12 protein-coding genes and 1 tRNA gene are annotated in these 15,156 nt (G+C 60.3%); 8 read left to right on the top strand and 5 right to left on the bottom strand.

All coding sequences use genetic code 11. The features are described 5' to 3' along the window. Positions 1-47: 47 nt before the first annotated feature. From ACZCWR_RS21510 to ACZCWR_RS21500, 3 genes are all read left to right on the top strand, one after another. Positions 48-674 (top strand): DedA family protein, encoded by a 627-nt coding sequence (locus ACZCWR_RS21510; protein ID WP_487303648.1) that lies wholly within the window; start codon positions 48-50, stop codon positions 672-674. 37 nt (positions 675-711) lie between these two features. Further along, positions 712-807: transfer RNA gene (locus ACZCWR_RS21505), tRNA-Sec, on the top strand. A gap of 203 nt (positions 808-1,010) precedes the next feature. Continuing rightward, on the top strand, positions 1,011-1,184 hold the full coding sequence (locus ACZCWR_RS21500) for a hypothetical protein (protein WP_487303647.1): 174 nt from the start codon (positions 1,011-1,013) through the stop codon (positions 1,182-1,184). A 58-nt stretch (positions 1,185-1,242) separates the two neighbouring features. Here ACZCWR_RS21500 and ACZCWR_RS21495 read toward each other — a convergent pair whose 3' ends face one another. Then, positions 1,243-2,145, bottom strand: a complete 903-nt coding sequence (locus ACZCWR_RS21495; protein WP_487303646.1) for a sterol desaturase family protein — start codon at positions 2,143-2,145, stop codon at positions 1,243-1,245. Positions 2,146-2,399: 254 nt separating this feature from the next. Between ACZCWR_RS21495 and ACZCWR_RS21490 the strand changes: the two genes are divergently transcribed. Then, positions 2,400-3,698 (top strand): PepSY-associated TM helix domain-containing protein, encoded by a 1,299-nt coding sequence (locus ACZCWR_RS21490; protein WP_487303645.1) that lies wholly within the window; start codon positions 2,400-2,402, stop codon positions 3,696-3,698. Positions 3,699-3,949: 251 nt separating this feature from the next. Next, on the top strand, positions 3,950-6,139 hold the full coding sequence (locus ACZCWR_RS21485) for a TonB-dependent receptor (RefSeq protein ID WP_487303644.1): 2,190 nt from the start codon (positions 3,950-3,952) through the stop codon (positions 6,137-6,139). Between the two features lie 74 nt (positions 6,140-6,213). Here ACZCWR_RS21485 and ACZCWR_RS21480 read toward each other — a convergent pair whose 3' ends face one another. After that, on the bottom strand, positions 6,214-7,032 hold the full coding sequence (locus ACZCWR_RS21480) for an IclR family transcriptional regulator (RefSeq protein ID WP_487303643.1): 819 nt from the start codon (positions 7,030-7,032) through the stop codon (positions 6,214-6,216). A gap of 183 nt (positions 7,033-7,215) precedes the next feature. On the opposite strand from ACZCWR_RS21480, the gene ACZCWR_RS21475 reads away from it, so the two are divergent. The 3 genes from ACZCWR_RS21475 to ACZCWR_RS21465 are packed head-to-tail and all read left to right on the top strand — an operon-like array spanning position 7,216 to position 11,358. Further along, positions 7,216-8,526, top strand: coding sequence for an MFS transporter (locus ACZCWR_RS21475; protein ID WP_487303642.1), 1,311 nt, complete (start codon positions 7,216-7,218; stop codon positions 8,524-8,526). A gap of 41 nt (positions 8,527-8,567) precedes the next feature. After that, entirely contained in the window at positions 8,568-9,734 is a 1,167-nt protein-coding gene (locus tag ACZCWR_RS21470; protein WP_487303641.1) for an acetyl-CoA acetyltransferase, read from the top strand. 34 nt (positions 9,735-9,768) lie between these two features. Continuing rightward, positions 9,769-11,358 (top strand): acyl-CoA synthetase, encoded by a 1,590-nt coding sequence (locus ACZCWR_RS21465; protein WP_487303640.1) that lies wholly within the window; start codon positions 9,769-9,771, stop codon positions 11,356-11,358. A 902-nt stretch (positions 11,359-12,260) separates the two neighbouring features. Here ACZCWR_RS21465 and ACZCWR_RS21460 read toward each other — a convergent pair. The 3 genes from ACZCWR_RS21460 to ACZCWR_RS21450 all read right to left on the bottom strand — a co-directional run bounded on the left by ACZCWR_RS21460 (position 12,261) and on the right by ACZCWR_RS21450 (position 14,960). Further along, on the bottom strand, positions 12,261-13,538 hold the full coding sequence (locus ACZCWR_RS21460; RefSeq protein ID WP_487303639.1) for an SUMF1/EgtB/PvdO family nonheme iron enzyme: 1,278 nt from the start codon (positions 13,536-13,538) through the stop codon (positions 12,261-12,263). 145 nt (positions 13,539-13,683) lie between these two features. Further along, positions 13,684-14,394 carry a helix-turn-helix domain-containing protein gene (locus tag ACZCWR_RS21455; protein WP_487303638.1) on the bottom strand — a complete coding sequence of 237 codons (711 nt, stop codon included), beginning with the start codon at positions 14,392-14,394 and terminating at the stop codon, positions 13,684-13,686. A 98-nt stretch (positions 14,395-14,492) separates the two neighbouring features. Continuing rightward, complete coding sequence (locus ACZCWR_RS21450; RefSeq protein ID WP_487303637.1) at positions 14,493-14,960, bottom strand: universal stress protein; 468 nt, start codon at positions 14,958-14,960, stop codon at positions 14,493-14,495. Positions 14,961-15,156: the final 196 nt, after the last annotated feature.

The raw sequence follows: 15,156 nt of genomic DNA, 5'->3' as shown, positions 1-15,156 counted from the left end.
TACGTGTATCGGCCTCGACCATCCGGTTTACTTTCCAAGAGGTGCGCTTGATCCAGATTCCGCCGTCGGCCATCGAGGAGTGGGGCGCTGCCGCCGTGTTTCTGAATGTGCTGCTCACGCGTCTGGGCGTGCCCTTGCCTTCCGCGCCAATGCTGCTGCTGGCGGGGTCGGCCGTGACGAGCGGCCGGCTTTCCTTCGTTCACGTATTCGCGGCGGCTGTCGCGGGCGCGCTGCTCGGCGACACGGTCTGGTTTTCGGCGGGCCGCATTTACGGGCGAAAGCTCATCGCTGCGCTCTCGCGGCGTTCGTATGCGGTCGAGTCGGGCATGCGCAAGACCGGCGAATTGTTCGAAAAGCACGGTGCGCCGATCGTTGCGGTGTCTAAATTCGTTCCGGGGCTCGGACTCGTCACGCCGCCGCTCATGGGCACGACGCAGATCGGCGTGCCCGCTTTCTATCTCTGGGATGCAGTGGGCGTGCTTGCCTGGGCCGCGTTCTGGCTGGCGGGCGGGGCGCTGTTCCAGCGTCAACTGCATTTCGCGGTGATGGAACTCCAACTTCATGGCGCGACGGTCATCGATGTTCTGGTCGTGGCCGCGCTTATCTATTTCGCCTACCGGCTGATGCGTCGGCGTGCGCCACGCGAGCGGGCGCGCGGCGACGGGCGCTCGTGAATATCGGCCCGTTATAATCGGCCGGCATCAAATTGCGGGAGGGCATCCGTATCCGGTGGTACGGCTGGGCTTCAAACCCAGTTGGGGATGTCAGACATTCTCAGGTAGGTTCGACTCCTGCTGCCCTCCGCCAAATATAGTTATTCAATAGATGTTCTTTGGCAGCAAAAGTTAGGAATTTTAAATGATGGTTTAATACGAGCCAGCGTGTAAGATGATTTCGCTCCCGATACTGCGAGAAAACTAGTAAGGCATTCTTAATGTTAAAGGAAGCGAAGGCGTTTGCCGCTGTCTCGTCGGCCTGTAGGCCTGTCATTTGAAGAAGGTATTTGAAGCATGATCAAAATCAATCGTTCAATGCTGGTGCAATCGAACATTGCCGGTGGCGCATCGAAGCCTGCCGGTTACGAGTGCCCGGCCGATTCCACCGTGAGCACGCCGTCCGTCTCGTCGAGTAGCAAGGTTGTCGTCAACGGGCAGACTGTCGTCGACCAGACAGTCAATCTTTGATCGAAAGCCATTTCGACCAAGAGAAGGCGGACCGTGGGGTCCGCCTTCTCGAACGTTGTCATGCGGAGTGTGCTGTTTTAGCGGCCTGTTTCGGCAGGTTCTGCGTCGTGCGATCTTCGCCATTCGGCAGCCAGCCGGGCGGGCGCAGCAGGAAGGCGACTGCATCGCTCAGGCTTTTCGCGCGGAACATGTCCTTTGCGAGACTCGTCCAGTGCTCCGTTTCCACGACTATCGGATTGCGGGATGTCGTCGGCGTGGTCAGTCCGTAACGGCACGGTTCATCGGCGCGCTCCGCGGCATAGGTGCCGAAGATGCGGTCGAAGACAATCAACACGCCACCGAAGTTCTTGTCGAGATACACGTCGTTCGATGCATGATGCACGCGGTGCGACGAAGGTGTGTTGAACAAATGCTCCAGCCATCCGAGCCTGGGAATCCAGGTTGCGTGCAGCCAGAATTGATAGAGCAGATTGATGGACACGACCGCGAGCACCACTTCGGGCCGCACGCCGAGCCACGAAAGCGGTGTGAAGAAGATAGCCGAGCCGGTGAGCTTGGTGAACCATCCGAGCCGATAGGCGGACGACAGTGTCAACTGGTTCGGTGAATGGTGAACCGCGTGGTTCGCCCAGAAAAAGCGCACCGTATGCGCGATCCGGTGATACCAGTAATAGCAGAACTCCTGTCCGATAAAGAGCAGGAAGAACGTCAGCACGCCGTTCGTCGTGACCGTGTGAATGCGGTGCTCCCATGCGAGATTGAACACGGGCGTCGCCAGCGAAAGCGGCAGCAGCGCGAGCAGCTTGCGGCCCACGAGATCGGCCAGCGAAATCCAGTACTCGTGCCAGTCGAACGCGTCTTTCGTGCCGCGTCGCTTGTAATGCAAGACGATGGCCTCGACGATCGAAGCCGCGAGAACGACGACCATCATGACCGTCGTGATTGTCTGAATCAGTTGCATGTCCGGGCCTGTTAGAAGTGGGTGGCGAATGAGGTCACTTTAGCCATCGGCCCGGTCGAAAACCACGCGCAACTTATTTCACGGCATGTCAGCGCGTGACCCCGGACATCGTGCGACATGGCCAAATGAGGTTGACCTTACGTTTGCCTTGCCGCAACGCGCGCCACTCTATAGAATGCGAACCATTCCTATTTGCGTGGACCGTTTGTCATGATAGATGTCGCGAACCTTTCCTGCTCCGAACCCCGCCGGACATGAGGCCGATTCTGGTTCGCCTGCATCGCTGGCTGGGTATCGCGACGGCGCTGTTCCTCTTCGTGTCGGGCCTGACGGGCGCGATCATCGCGTGGGATCACGAGATCGACGCGATGCTCAATCCGTCGTTCTTCGAAGCGAAAACGCACGCCGCGCCGCTGCCGCCGCTCGAACTCGCGCGACGCATCGAAGCCGCCGACCCGCGTGTGCAGGTGACGTATCTGCCGTTGTCGGTGGAAGCGGGGCATACCACGCAAATCATGGTCATGCCGCGCACGAATCCGGCGACGAACGCGCCCTTCGATGTGGACTACAACCAGATTGCCGTCGATCCCGCCACCGGCGAGGTGCAGGCGCGGCGTTTCTGGGGCGCGGTGTCGCTGGCGCGCATCGATCTGATGCCGTTCCTCTACAAGCTGCATTACACCTTGCATCTGCCCATTGTCGGCGGCTTCGATATCGGGACGTGGCTGCTCGGAATCGTGGGCATCATGTGGTTTTTCGATAGCGGCATTGCGCTGATTCTGTCGTTTCCGAGCGTGAAGGCGTGGCGCAAATCCTTCGCGTTTCGCGTGAAGCGCGGCGGCTATGCGCTCACGTTCGATCTGCACCGCTCGGGCGGCGTGTGGATCTGGGGCGTGCTGCTGATGCTCGCGCTGACATCGATTTCGATGAACCTGAGCGAGCCGGTCATGCGCCCGGTGGTATCGACGTTCTCCACGCTTTCGCCTTCGTTCTTCGATAACGCCGCGCTCGTCGCGCCCGGCCCGAAGGGACGTCCCGACGCCACGCCCGAGCAGATTCTCGCCACCGCCGCGCGCGATGCGAAGCGTCTGGGCATCGATGCGCCAATGGGCGCGCTCTACTACGTGCCGGCGTGGCAAGCCTATGGCGTCGGCTTTTTCGCAGCAGGCATGGAGCACGGCGATGTCGGCCTCGGCAACGCCTGGCTCTACTACAACGGCCATACCGCGACGCTCGCGGGCACCTCGATTCCCGGACGCGGCACGGCGGGCGACATCTTCATGCAGGCGCAGTTTCCGCTGCACTCGGGGCGTATTGCGGGTGTGGCGGGGCGCATCGCGATCAGCATCGTCGGCGTCTTGGTGGCGATGTTGAGCATCACCGGATTGATGATTTGGCTGAAGAAGCGCGGGGCGCGGCGGCGTTCGTCGGCGCCGGTGGCGAGGAGCGCGCGTGTCAGTGTCAAAGCCGCCGAAACTGCCGTTGCACGCAACGTGGATCGAGAAGAATCGCACCATGCGCACGGAGAGCAGGTCGAAAGCACTGAAAGATAAGAAGAATTAACGAGAAGAAAATTCTCGAATAAAGCAGCAATACGACGCGGTAGATCAATGAGATGTTGCGTCGGTGCAAAATCATTGATTTGTAAACGATAACGAATCGCATTTAATTTATACTCACGGCATTAGAGATTCGCGGCATCGACGCGTCAGCGGTCGAAGCACCGCGATTCCAGCCAATGCCGCCCGGATTCCATTCGCGCCCCGGGACGGAAGACCGACCTTCACCGAAATCGTCCCGATTCATGCCCGTTTCCCACTCGCACTCCTTGCAGGCCGCGCCTGCGAAGGCGCTGATTTGTCGCGCCGTCATTGCCGCCATCGCGGTGCTGTTTTCCTTGTCCGCACATGCGCAGACGACCGATGCCGATACGTCGAACACTGCCGCGCTTCCCGCCGTGAAAGTGCAAGGCGCGCGTGACACGCTGCCGGGCGATCTCGCGCCGTCCTTCGCGGGCGGTCAGGTCGCGCGCGGCGCCGATTTCGGCGTGCTCGGGCAGCAGAAGAACATCGACGTGCCGTTCAGTATGACGACCTACACGTCGAAGCTGATCGAAGACCAACAAGCGCGCACGCTCTCGGACGTGATGGCCAACGATCCGGCCGTGCGCACGACTTACGGCTTCGGCAACTTCTCGGAGCAGTACATCATTCGCGGCTTCCTGCTGGAAGGCGACGATATCTCGCTCAACGGCCTATATGGCATCACGCCACGTCAGCTCGTGGCGACGGATGCGCTCGAACGCGTCGATGTCTTCAAGGGCGCTAACTCGTTCCTGAATGGCGCATCACCGGCGGGTTCGGCGGTCGGCGGCGGCGTGAATCTGCAACTGAAGCGCGCCGACGACAAACCGCTGACGCGCGTCACGCTGGAAGGCGAGACCTCGGGTGTCATCGGCGCGCATGTGGATGTGGGCCGCCGCTTCGGCAGCGAAGGGCAGTTCGGTATCCGCGTGAATCAGGCGAATCATGATGGCGAAACCGCGACCGATGGCGAACATCGCCGGGATAACACAACGGCCGTGGCGCTCGACTGGCGTGGCGAGAAAGTGCGCCTGTATGGCGATTTCCTCTACCAGCGTCAGCGCGTGAACGATGGCCGTCCGACCGTCAACGACTTCGCCAACTTCATTCCCGAGCCGCCTTCCGCCACGCATAACTACGCGCAGACGTGGAGCTTCAGTTCCATCGAAGATACCGTTGGTATTTTGCGTGCAGAATACGATTTCCTGCCGGGCTGGACGGCGTACGTGACGGGCGGCGTGCGTCACACGGACGAGCACGGCGAATACTCGTCGCCGAATATCAATGCCGATGGCTCGACCACGGCCACGCGTCTGGGCGTGCCGCACAAGGAAGACGGCACGTCCGCCGAAGCGGGCGTGCGCGGCCGCTTCAACACGGGACCGGTGTCGCACTTCGTGACGGCGGGCGCGTCCATCGTGCGGGTGGATTCGAAGTCGGCCTTCACGTTCAGCAATTCGTTTCCGACGAGCCTCTACGACACACCGAACGCGCCGTTCCCCGCGACCACGCTCACCGGCGGCAACAACGCCGATCCGCAGACCACCGCGCTCAATCTCATGCGCAGCGTGTCGGTCTCGGACACGCTCGGCTTCCTCAACGACCGCGTGTTGTTCACCATCGGCCTGCGTCATCAGGATCTGCATTCGACCGGTTTCGCCTATACCGGCGAGCAGAACGCGTTCTATAACGATTCGATCACCTCGCCGCTGTTCGGCCTCGTCGTGAAGCCGTGGCAGAACGTGTCGTTCTTCGCGAATCATAGTGAAGCGCTCGCCATCGGCGATCAGGCGCCGACGACGGCGCTCAACTTCGGCCAGCAACTCGCGCCGCAGAAGTCGAAGCAATGGGAAGTGGGCGCGAAATACGACAACGGACAGTATGGCGGCCAGCTTTCCGCGTTCCAGATCGAGAAGCCGCTGACCTTCACGAACAGCGCGGATATTTTCGTGCAGGACGGCACGCAGCGGCACCGCGGTGTCGAATTGTCGGTGTTCGGCGAGCCGGTCAAGGGCGTGCGCCTGATCGCGGGCGCGACCTATATCCACGCGGTTCAATACGGTTTGAGCGATTCCACCGCGGATGGCAACAAGCCCATCGGCGTCCCGACGATGCTGTTCAACGTCAACGCCGAATACGACGTGCCCGTGCTTCAGGGTCTGACGGTGACCGCACGCTGGATTCACACCGGCTCGCAGTACTTCAACACCACGAACACGTTGTCGATTCCGGCGTGGGACCGTTTCGACCTCGGCGCGCGCTACGCCACTGTGCTGTTCGGCAAGCCGACGACCTTCCGCGCCAACGTGCTCAACGTGACGAACAAGTCCTACTGGGCCTCGTCGATCGGCGGTTATCTGACGCAAGGCGCGCCGCGCACGGTGCTGCTTTCGATGACGACGGATTTCTGATCGAGCGCATCGCGATGCGTTTTTTTTGCATGCATCATGCAAAATGCGATCTTGCATGATGCATGCAAAATACCTTAAGCCGCGCGTCCCGTCTTGCGGGGCTTCGAATCCGGCGGCAACGAGGCCACTCGTTGCAGATGCGCTTCCAGCCGCTTCGCTTCGTCGATCAATTGCTTTCCGAGCACGGCTTGCCGCTCTTTAGGTAGCCGCGATTCGACCGCCGCGATCGTCAGCGCGCCGACCACATCACCCGAAGGACCGTGCACGGTGGCGGCCACGCCCCACGATCCGCTCACAACGTGACCTTCGTTCACCGCGTAACCTTGCGCACGCGTGAGCGCGATTTCCTCACGCAACGTCGCCGCCGAAAAATACGGATAACTCTGCGCGAGCAGCGCGGCGTTCTCCGTCATGCAGCGTTCGACGTCCTCATCATCCATCGATGCGAGCATCGCCAGACTCCCCGCGCCCACGCCCAGCGGATGCCGCGTCCCCGGTTGAAGCACATGCGTCTTCAGCGGAAAGTCGCCATCCTCGCGCAGCACGCAAACGGCGAAGACATCGCTTCGAATGGAAAAGAACGCCGAGTCGCCCGATGAGCGCGCCAGCCGCGCGACCGTATCCACGGCTTCGCGCCCCAGCCCGAAGCGCTCGCTCGCGATGCCGCCGAGCACATAGCACTCGCGCCCGACGAAATAGCGCAGCGAAGCGCGGTCCTGCTCGACCATGCCTTCGGCCATCAGCGCAAGCAACAAGCGATGCACGGTCGGCTTGTTCAGCCCCGTATCGCGCACTAGTTGCGCGAGATTGACGCCTGCCGTGCGCGTGCGGGCCACCGCGCGCAGCACGCACAACGCACGCGACACGGCCTGAGCGCCGGGAATGGCTTCCATGAATGCTCCTAATGGATCGATCGAAGGTCCATATTGTGACACCATCGTTAACCCGGAAAACAACTGCAAAGCGCTGTTAAAGCCAAAGCAGCTTGTTTAGCATGATTATCACGCCAGAAGCGTAGCAGATAAAAGGTTCACTATATGGACCTATACGAAAAACCGCCTCATCGGAGGAGACACATGTCGAGCATCAAGGGTATCGCGCATCCGGGCGTTGCAAGCCAGACGGACGAAGCGCGCGTCTATGCAAAAGTCACATGGCGGCTTATTCCGCTGCTGTTCATGTGCTACGTGGTCGCCTATCTGGACCGCGTGAACGTGGGCTTCGCCAAGCTGCAAATGCTGCGCGACTTGCAATTCAGCGAGACCGTTTATGGGCTCGGCGCGGGGATCTTCTTCATCGGATATTTTTTGTTCGAAGTACCGAGCAATATCATCCTGCACAAGGTCGGCGCGCGCGTATGGATTGCGCGCGTAATGATTACGTGGGCGATCATCTCCGCCGCGACCATGTTCGTCACCACGCCCACGATGTTCTATCTCGTGCGCTTCCTGCTCGGTCTCGCGGAAGCCGGCTTGTTTCCCGGCGTGATTCTCTATCTCACGTACTGGTATCCGTCCAAGCGCCGCTCGAAGATGATCGCGCTGTTCATGACGGGCATTCCGGTGGCGGGCGTGATCGGCGGTCCCGTGTCCGGCTGGATCATGCATTCGATGGCGGGGCTCAACGGCTGGGCCGGCTGGCAATGGCTCTTTCTGATCGAAGCAATTCCTTCGGTCGTCATGGCCGTCGCCGTGCTGATCTGGCTCGACGATCGCGTGAGCGACGCCAAGTGGCTCACGGATGACGAACGCAAACTCATCGAACGCGACATCGCGCAGGACCAGACGCAGACGCAATCGCACAGTCTGCGTGACGGCTTCACGAATCCGCGCGTCTGGCTTATGTGCGGCATCTACTTTTTCTTTGCGATCGGTCTGTACGGCACGGGCTTTTTCCTGCCGACGCTCATCAAGAATTCGGGCGCGACGGACCCGCTTCTGATCGGCATGTTGAGCATGCTGCCTTACGCTGCGGCGACCGTTGTCATGATTCTCGTGTCGCGGTCTTCAGACGCGTTACGCGAGCGCCGCTGGCACATCACCGCGCCTGCGTGGATCGGCGCGCTGGCGTGGCTTGTTGCAGTAGCCTTCAGCCATAACCTCGTAATCGCGATGATCGCGCTCACCGTCGTGACAAGTTGCGTGGTCGTCACCATCTCGCAGTTCTGGTGCTTGCCGACCGCGATTCTTTCGGGCGCGGCTGCGGCGGCGGGCATTGCCGTCATCAATTCACTCGGCAATCTGTCGGGCTTTCTCGGCCCGTTCTTTATCGGCTGGGTCAGCGACAAGACGCATTCGACCGATATCGGTCTCTATGTGATGGCGGCGTCTATCGCGATAGGCGGCGCGCTCGTTCTGCGCGTGAAGAAAGAAATGGTCAATCGATGAATTCCGCTTTCCTAAACGTTTTCAGCAAGGGGCATTAAATCATGCAAGCATCCATCATCGGCTGGAGTCATCTTCCGTTTGGCAAACTCGATGCACTCGAACCGGAGGACATGATCGCCATGAGCGCACGCGATGCCCTCACGCACGCGGGCATCGATGCAAGCGTTGTCGATTCGGTGCATGTGGGCACCTTCAACGGCGGCTTCGTATATCAGGATTTCCCCTCGGCGCTCGTATTCAATGCGATTCCCGAGTTGCGTTACGCGTCCACCGTGCGTTGCGAAAACGCCTGCGCGACCGGCTCCGCCGCCGTGTATTCCGCAATCGATGCCGTGCGCGCGGGCCGCTCGAAAGTCGCGCTCGTGATCGGCGTGGAAAAGATGAACGGCCTGCCGACGAAGGAAGTCGGCGACGTGCTGCAAAAGTGCTCGTATGCGAAGGAAGAAGCGGGCGTGCCGGGCGGTTTCGCGGGCATCTTCGGCACCATCGCGCAATCGTACTTCGACCGTTACGGCGATCAGTCGGATGCGCTCGCGGCGATTGCGGCGAAGAACCATCGCAATGGCATGGCGAATCCATATGCGCATATGCGGCGCGATTTCGGTTTTGATTTCTGTCGTAATGTATCCGAGAAAAACCCCTTCGTGGCAGGCCCGCTCAAGCGTACTGACTGCTCGCTCGTGTCGGATGGCGCGGCGGCGCTCATCATCGCTTCGCCGGATTTCGCGCGCGATGCGAAGCGCGTGATCGACTTTCGTTCGACGACTCAAGTAAGCGATTTCCTGCCGTTGTCGAGACGCGATCCCACGGAATTTTCCGGTGCGCGTCGCGCATGGCAACGCGGTTTGAGCGATGCAAAGCTCACGCTGGACGATCTCGCGTTCGTCGAAACGCACGATTGCTTCACCATTGCTGAATTGTTGGAGTACGAAGCAATGGGCTTGGCCGAAAAAGGCCAGGGCGCCCGCGCGATTCTCGATGGCGTGACGACGAAGGAAGGCCGCTTGCCGATCAATCCTTCCGGCGGCTTGAAATCGAAAGGGCATCCGATCGGCGCGACCGGTGTATCGATGCACGTCATGGCCGCGATGCAACTCGCGAACGAAGCAGGCGACATGCAGGTTCCGAACGCGAATATCGCAGGCGTGTTCAACATGGGCGGCGCGGCGGTGGCGAACTATCTGAGCATCCTCGAACGACGCGCCTGAAGCGTCGGTGCCATTCATTCGGAGGACAGAATATATGCTCACTACGGTCATGAATCTGGGCGATCTACTTACGCAGGCCGCTCGCCGTTTGCCTGAAGAACCGGGCTTCATCACGCCATCGAACACACATACGTGGGGCGAAATCAACCGGCGTGTGGATGCCGTGTGCGCGGCGTTGCGTGCGCTCGGCGTCGGCCAGGGCGACAAGATTCTCGTGCATTCGCGCAATAACCTGCCGTTGTTCGAGAGCGCATGGATCGCGTTCAAGCTCGGCGCGATATGGGTGCCGACGAACTATCGCGTCGCACCGCCCGAAGCCGCGTATCTCGCGAAATCGAGCGGCGCGCGCGTGATGATCTACGACCGTGGCTTCGCGCATTACGTCGATGCCGTGCGCGATGCATCGGATGCGCTCGAACATGTCATCGCGCTGGATTCGCCCCGTTTGGGCGAGCTAAATTACGAAGCGCTGGCTGCATCGACCGATCAGCCGTTCGCCGCCGTCGATGTCGATCGCGACGATCCGCTGTGGTTTTTCTATACATCGGGCACGACGGGCTATCCGAAGGCCGGCACGCTCACGCATGGGCAAATGGCGTTCGTCGTCACGAATCACCTCGCGGATTTGATGCCGGGCATCACGCATCAATCGCGTTCGCTTGTGGTCGCGCCGCTCTCGCATGGCGCGGGCATTCACGCGATCGTCAACACGGCGCGTGGTGCAGCGCATGTGTTGCCTGCATCCGAGAAGATGGATGCGGAGGAAGTGTGGGCGCTGGTTGAGAAGCATCGCGTGGACAATATGTTCACTGTGCCGACCATCGTCAAGATGCTGACCGAGCATGAGAGCGTGGACCGTTACGATCATGCATCGCTCAAGTTTGTGATCTATGCGGGCGCGCCAATGTATCGCGCCGATCAGAAGCATGCGCTGAAGAAGCTCGGGCGCGTGCTCGTGCAGTATTACGGACTGGGTGAGGTGACGGGCAATATCACGGTGCTGCCGCCCTCGCTTCACGAGGAAGACGACGACGCGCCGAATTGTCGCGCGGGGACGTGTGGGCATGCGCGCACGGGCATCGATATCGCTATTTTCGATGAGGCGGGGAATCGATTGCAGCCGTTTGAAACGGGTGAAATCTGCGTGCGTGGGATGGCGGTCATGCTTGGGTATGACAACAATCCGGAGGCCAACGAGAAGGCGTTCAAGCATGGCTGGTTTCATACCGGCGATCTTGGGCATCTGGATCGCGCGGGTTTTTTGTACATCACCGGACGTTCGTCGGATATGTATATTTCGGGCGGCTCGAATGTTTATCCGCGTGAAGTGGAGGAGGCGCTGCTGACGCATCCGGCCGTTCATGAGGCGGCGGTGTTGGGCATGCCCGATCCGAAGTGGGGTGAACTGGGCGTCGCGGTGATCGTGTGCAGGCCCGGTCAGCGTGTGGACGCGGAGGCGTTGCTCGCGCATCTCGATGGCAAGCTCGCGCGGTACAAGTGGCCGCGTCATGTGGTGTATTGGGATGCGTTGCCGAAGTCCGCTTATGGGAAGATTACGAAGAAGGATGTGAGGGCGGAACTGGCGAAGGAATGGGAGAGGGTGTGTGCGGGGCAGGTGGTTTGAGAGGTAGCCAGCGGCGCTTGAGGTGTTGGTTTTACTGTCGTTGGTGAGTTGGGGTTTGGTGTTCTTTCGTGCAAGGGGCTTCTTTTGTTTGGGTTGTTTATTGCAGTAGCCGCCTCCCCGGCGGGGGGGTAACTTTCTTTGCTGCTGCAAAGAAAGTCACCAAAGAAAGCAGCTTTTACCCCCATGCACGATGGCTGGAGAGGGTGGTCTGGTTTAACGAAGCAGTGGCCGCAATAGGACTTCCTTCGCTTAACAAGCACGTAGGCAACCTGGCGATTTCGCGCTCGAATTCTTAAACCTTAGTGGACCGCATTCATTCATTCGGCCATGCGCTACGCGCGCCGAGAGCTTTAGAACGGAATCCCGCAGCCTATTAGCGCCCAGACAACTCACACCTCGCCGCTATGTCGTTATTCGGCCCTAACTTGGTAAGTGCTTCTAGGCAAAGCGTGCATACCAACGCAAGTCACCTTTCAGTCGGAGCACTAACCAAGGTAGGACCGAATAGCAATCTTGCGGGGAAGCATGATGTGGCTGGGCGCTTATAGGCTGCGGGATTCCGTTCTAAAGCTCTCGGCGCGCGAAGCGCATGGCCGAAGGAATGAATGCGGTCCACTAAGACCAGAGAGTTGGAGCCCGCAATCGCGAGGTTGCCTAAAGCGGCTCGTGATGCGTGGCAGGTCCTATTGCGGCCACTGCATCGATTAATCCAGACCAACCCTCTCCAGCCATCGTGCATGGTGTAAAAAGCTGCTTTCTTTGGTGACTTTCTTTGCAGCAGCAAAGAAAGTTACCCCCCCGCCGGGGAGGCGGCTACTGAATAAAAAGCCCAACCAACAGCAGCCCCTTGCACGACATGTAGACAGCCGCTGTCCGATAAACCGAGCACCGGCTAACACCCGTTACCCATTCACACACCGAAAGCCCGCATAAACATACTGATAATGCCCCTGAAACCAGTTACGAAAACTTGGCCTCAACATACACGCAGCCGTCCGCGGCGATCCACCCTTGATAACAAAGTGCTTCCCATCGAAGAAATTCGCCGAATACCCGAGATAGAACGGAAACGGCTCAAACCCCTGCAAAGGCCCGAAAACCGTCGAAGTCCATTCCCACCCATTCCCGAACTGCCCTTCGACACCGAATGCACTGCGATTCTCCCCGTGCGCCTGCACCGGCGACGGATCCCATCGGCGGAAATCGAAGTTACCTTCCGCGACGTGTGGCGCACCTTCCGCCGCGCGTTGCCATTGCGCTTCGCTCGGCAGTTTCTTGCCCGCCCAACGCGCATACGCATTGGCTTCCGCATAACTCACATACACCGGCCAGTCGCGCGGCAGATCGATTTCCTCGAACATCGTGCGCAGCTTCCAGCCGCCGTCATGTGGAATCCAGAACGCGGGCCGCTCGATATGTTCCGCTTCTTTCCACTGCCAGTCCGCATCCGTCCATAGCGCGCGATTCGCATAACCGCCCGCATCGACGAAGCGCAGGTAATCGCCGTTCGTCACCATATGGCGGTCGATTTCGAACGCAGGCACATCCTCGCGCATGGCACCGAATTCGTTATCCCAGCCGAATGAACCGCTTTCGCGCGTGAGACCGAGCGTGACCGAACCCGCCGGAATCTTCACGCTTTCATGCGCAAGTTCACGCGCCGAGGTCCGCTCCGAACCCAAACCCGATGGTGCAATTTTTCTATCGACCGGCAATTGATGCAGCATGTACGCCAGCGTTTCGGCATGCATCAACCGATGCTCGATGGCCACTTCCAGCAATTGCGCAGACGATTCGATGTCGGACGCCGTGACCTTCACCGGATCGAAGTGCGCATCGATATCCGCGCGCGCACGGTCGCGATACGCGCGCACTTCGTCGAGCGTCGGCCAGTCGGCGGGCTGATCGGTCGGCAATCCGCCATCCACCGGATCGATGCCGAAGGCGAACAACTGATCGTAGGCGGGATTGAAGTCGGGCAGGTCGAACAAACGCTTGTCGAACAGATTGCGGTCGAACGCTTCGAGATGCCCGATATAGAACACGATGCGGTGACGTTCCGCGATCGGTCTGTCGTACAAATGCTCCGGCTTCACGATGCCAAAGAGTTCATCGGTGACGCGGCGCGCCTCGGCGAGACGCTCAAGCAAGGGGTGACGCAGGGACGGTTCGCGATTCATGTCGCTCGATCTCCGTATGGCGGGCCAACATTGGAGACTAAACGGTAGCGAACCGCATGCCAACAGAATTATGCGGGGCGTTTATTCGTTCTGACGCAACAATCGGATGCGCCTCCTCACCGGAAAAGGCGCGGCGCGAAGTTGGTCAGATCGCGCGAAGTCCCTCGAAATCGTGGATGCGGATGGACTTGCCCTGCGCCTCGATCAACCCGAGCCGCGTGAGACGCGACATCGTGCGGCTCACGGTTTCGAGCGTCATGCCGAGATAGCTGCCGATATCGTCGCGCGTCATGCGCAGGGTGAACTCGCCCGCCGCGTAGCCGCGATGCGCGAGCCGCGCCGACAGATCGAGCAGCAGCATGGCCACGCGCTCGTCCGCGCGCAACATGCCGAGCCGCACGACATGGCTTGCCTCGCGATTGAGCGCCTGGCTCATCATGCGGTGCATGCGCTTTTGCAGCGCGCTGGAATCGCGGCAGACGCGCTCGAACAGCGCGTAAGGCACGACGCACACCGAACTGTCTTCGAGCGCGATGGCATCGCATTGGTGCCGTCCGTCGCCTATTCCGTCGAGACCCAGGGCATCGCCGGCGAGCAGCAGGCCTGTCACCTGCTCGCGGCCTGCATCGTGCGTGATCGTGGTCTTGATCGAACCGGAGCGCACGGCGTAGAGCGAATCGAACGCGTCGCCGGTGCGGAAGAGTTTGTCGCCGCGCCGCACCCGCCGCGTCACGGTGATGACTTGTTCGAGACGAGCGATGTCGCTGGCGCACAGGCCTTCCGGCACGCAAAGATGGCGCATCGCGCAGTTCGTGCAGTGCGCGCCACTGCGCGATGCTTGAGCAAGTTCGGACATGACGATCGTTCCTTGATATTCGACAAGAAGATTGTCACACGCCGAAACTTGCACGCCCCGCGTGGAAATGTCGCGCCCCCGCGCGCAACTTTTGCCTGTCAGGCTGAGTCGTCCGAGGTTCCGGCTGCCGATGGAATCAACAAAACGGGCAGCGTGGCCTGCCGCAAACACTGCTCCGCGATGCTTCCCAGAAGCAGCCGCTGAAACCCCTTGCGGCCATGCGTGCCCATCACCAGCACATCCGCGCCGAATTTTTTCGATGCCGCGATCACGAGCGAGGCGACGTCATCGGCGGCGGTGGCCTCGACGGTCACCACTTCGCCATGCACGCCGCGCGCCTTCATCTTGTCGGCCGCCTCGCGCGCCAGCGTCGCACCGCCTTCCATGAGACTCGCGTGCAGCGAACTGGGATCGTAGCCGGGCACGTCCATGTACAACGGCCCGCTTTCGACGACGTAATACGGCTGCAATTCGGCCTGATGCGTGACGGCAAGCTCGATGGCGGCATCCAGCGCGCGCTGCGAAGTGCGGCTGCCGTCGATGGCGACGAGTATGCGTTTGAACATTTTGCGTTCTCCTTGGGCGGGTGGCTTTGTGCGTCCCGTTCAGCATAACGGCTCCCCGCGTATTTTTGCGACGCGTCGATTCGCCGCAAAGCAGCACGTACAATTCGGCTTTCCCGGTATTCCAGTCCGCGCATGTCCACGACCAGCCCGCAGCAGACGCAGCCTTCGCCCGCCTTGTCCTTCAAGACCGCCTTGT

The organism is Caballeronia sp. A2-2, from assembly GCF_057612605.2.
The sequence above is the reverse complement of the archived record's forward strand: the minus strand, read 5'-3'. Positions and strand labels throughout refer to the sequence as shown.

What these genes read in the sequence shown, in the direction of transcription:
- ACZCWR_RS21500 (WP_487303647.1), top strand. Translation starts at nt 1,011, where the DNA reads ATGATCAAAATCAATCGTTCAATGCTGGTGCAATCGAACATTGCCGGT.
- ACZCWR_RS21495 (WP_487303646.1), bottom strand. Translation starts at nt 2,145, where the DNA reads ATGCAACTGATTCAGACAATCACGACGGTCATGATGGTCGTCGTTCTC.
- ACZCWR_RS21490 (WP_487303645.1), top strand. Translation starts at nt 2,400, where the DNA reads ATGAGGCCGATTCTGGTTCGCCTGCATCGCTGGCTGGGTATCGCGACG.
- ACZCWR_RS21485 (WP_487303644.1), top strand. Translation starts at nt 3,950, where the DNA reads ATGCCCGTTTCCCACTCGCACTCCTTGCAGGCCGCGCCTGCGAAGGCG.
- ACZCWR_RS21480 (WP_487303643.1), bottom strand. Translation starts at nt 7,032, where the DNA reads ATGGAAGCCATTCCCGGCGCTCAGGCCGTGTCGCGTGCGTTGTGCGTG.
- ACZCWR_RS21475 (WP_487303642.1), top strand. Translation starts at nt 7,216, where the DNA reads ATGTCGAGCATCAAGGGTATCGCGCATCCGGGCGTTGCAAGCCAGACG.
- ACZCWR_RS21470 (WP_487303641.1), top strand. Translation starts at nt 8,568, where the DNA reads ATGCAAGCATCCATCATCGGCTGGAGTCATCTTCCGTTTGGCAAACTC.
- ACZCWR_RS21465 (WP_487303640.1), top strand. Translation starts at nt 9,769, where the DNA reads ATGCTCACTACGGTCATGAATCTGGGCGATCTACTTACGCAGGCCGCT.
- ACZCWR_RS21460 (WP_487303639.1), bottom strand. Translation starts at nt 13,538, where the DNA reads ATGAATCGCGAACCGTCCCTGCGTCACCCCTTGCTTGAGCGTCTCGCC.
- ACZCWR_RS21455 (WP_487303638.1), bottom strand. Translation starts at nt 14,394, where the DNA reads ATGTCCGAACTTGCTCAAGCATCGCGCAGTGGCGCGCACTGCACGAAC.
- ACZCWR_RS21450 (WP_487303637.1), bottom strand. Translation starts at nt 14,960, where the DNA reads ATGTTCAAACGCATACTCGTCGCCATCGACGGCAGCCGCACTTCGCAG.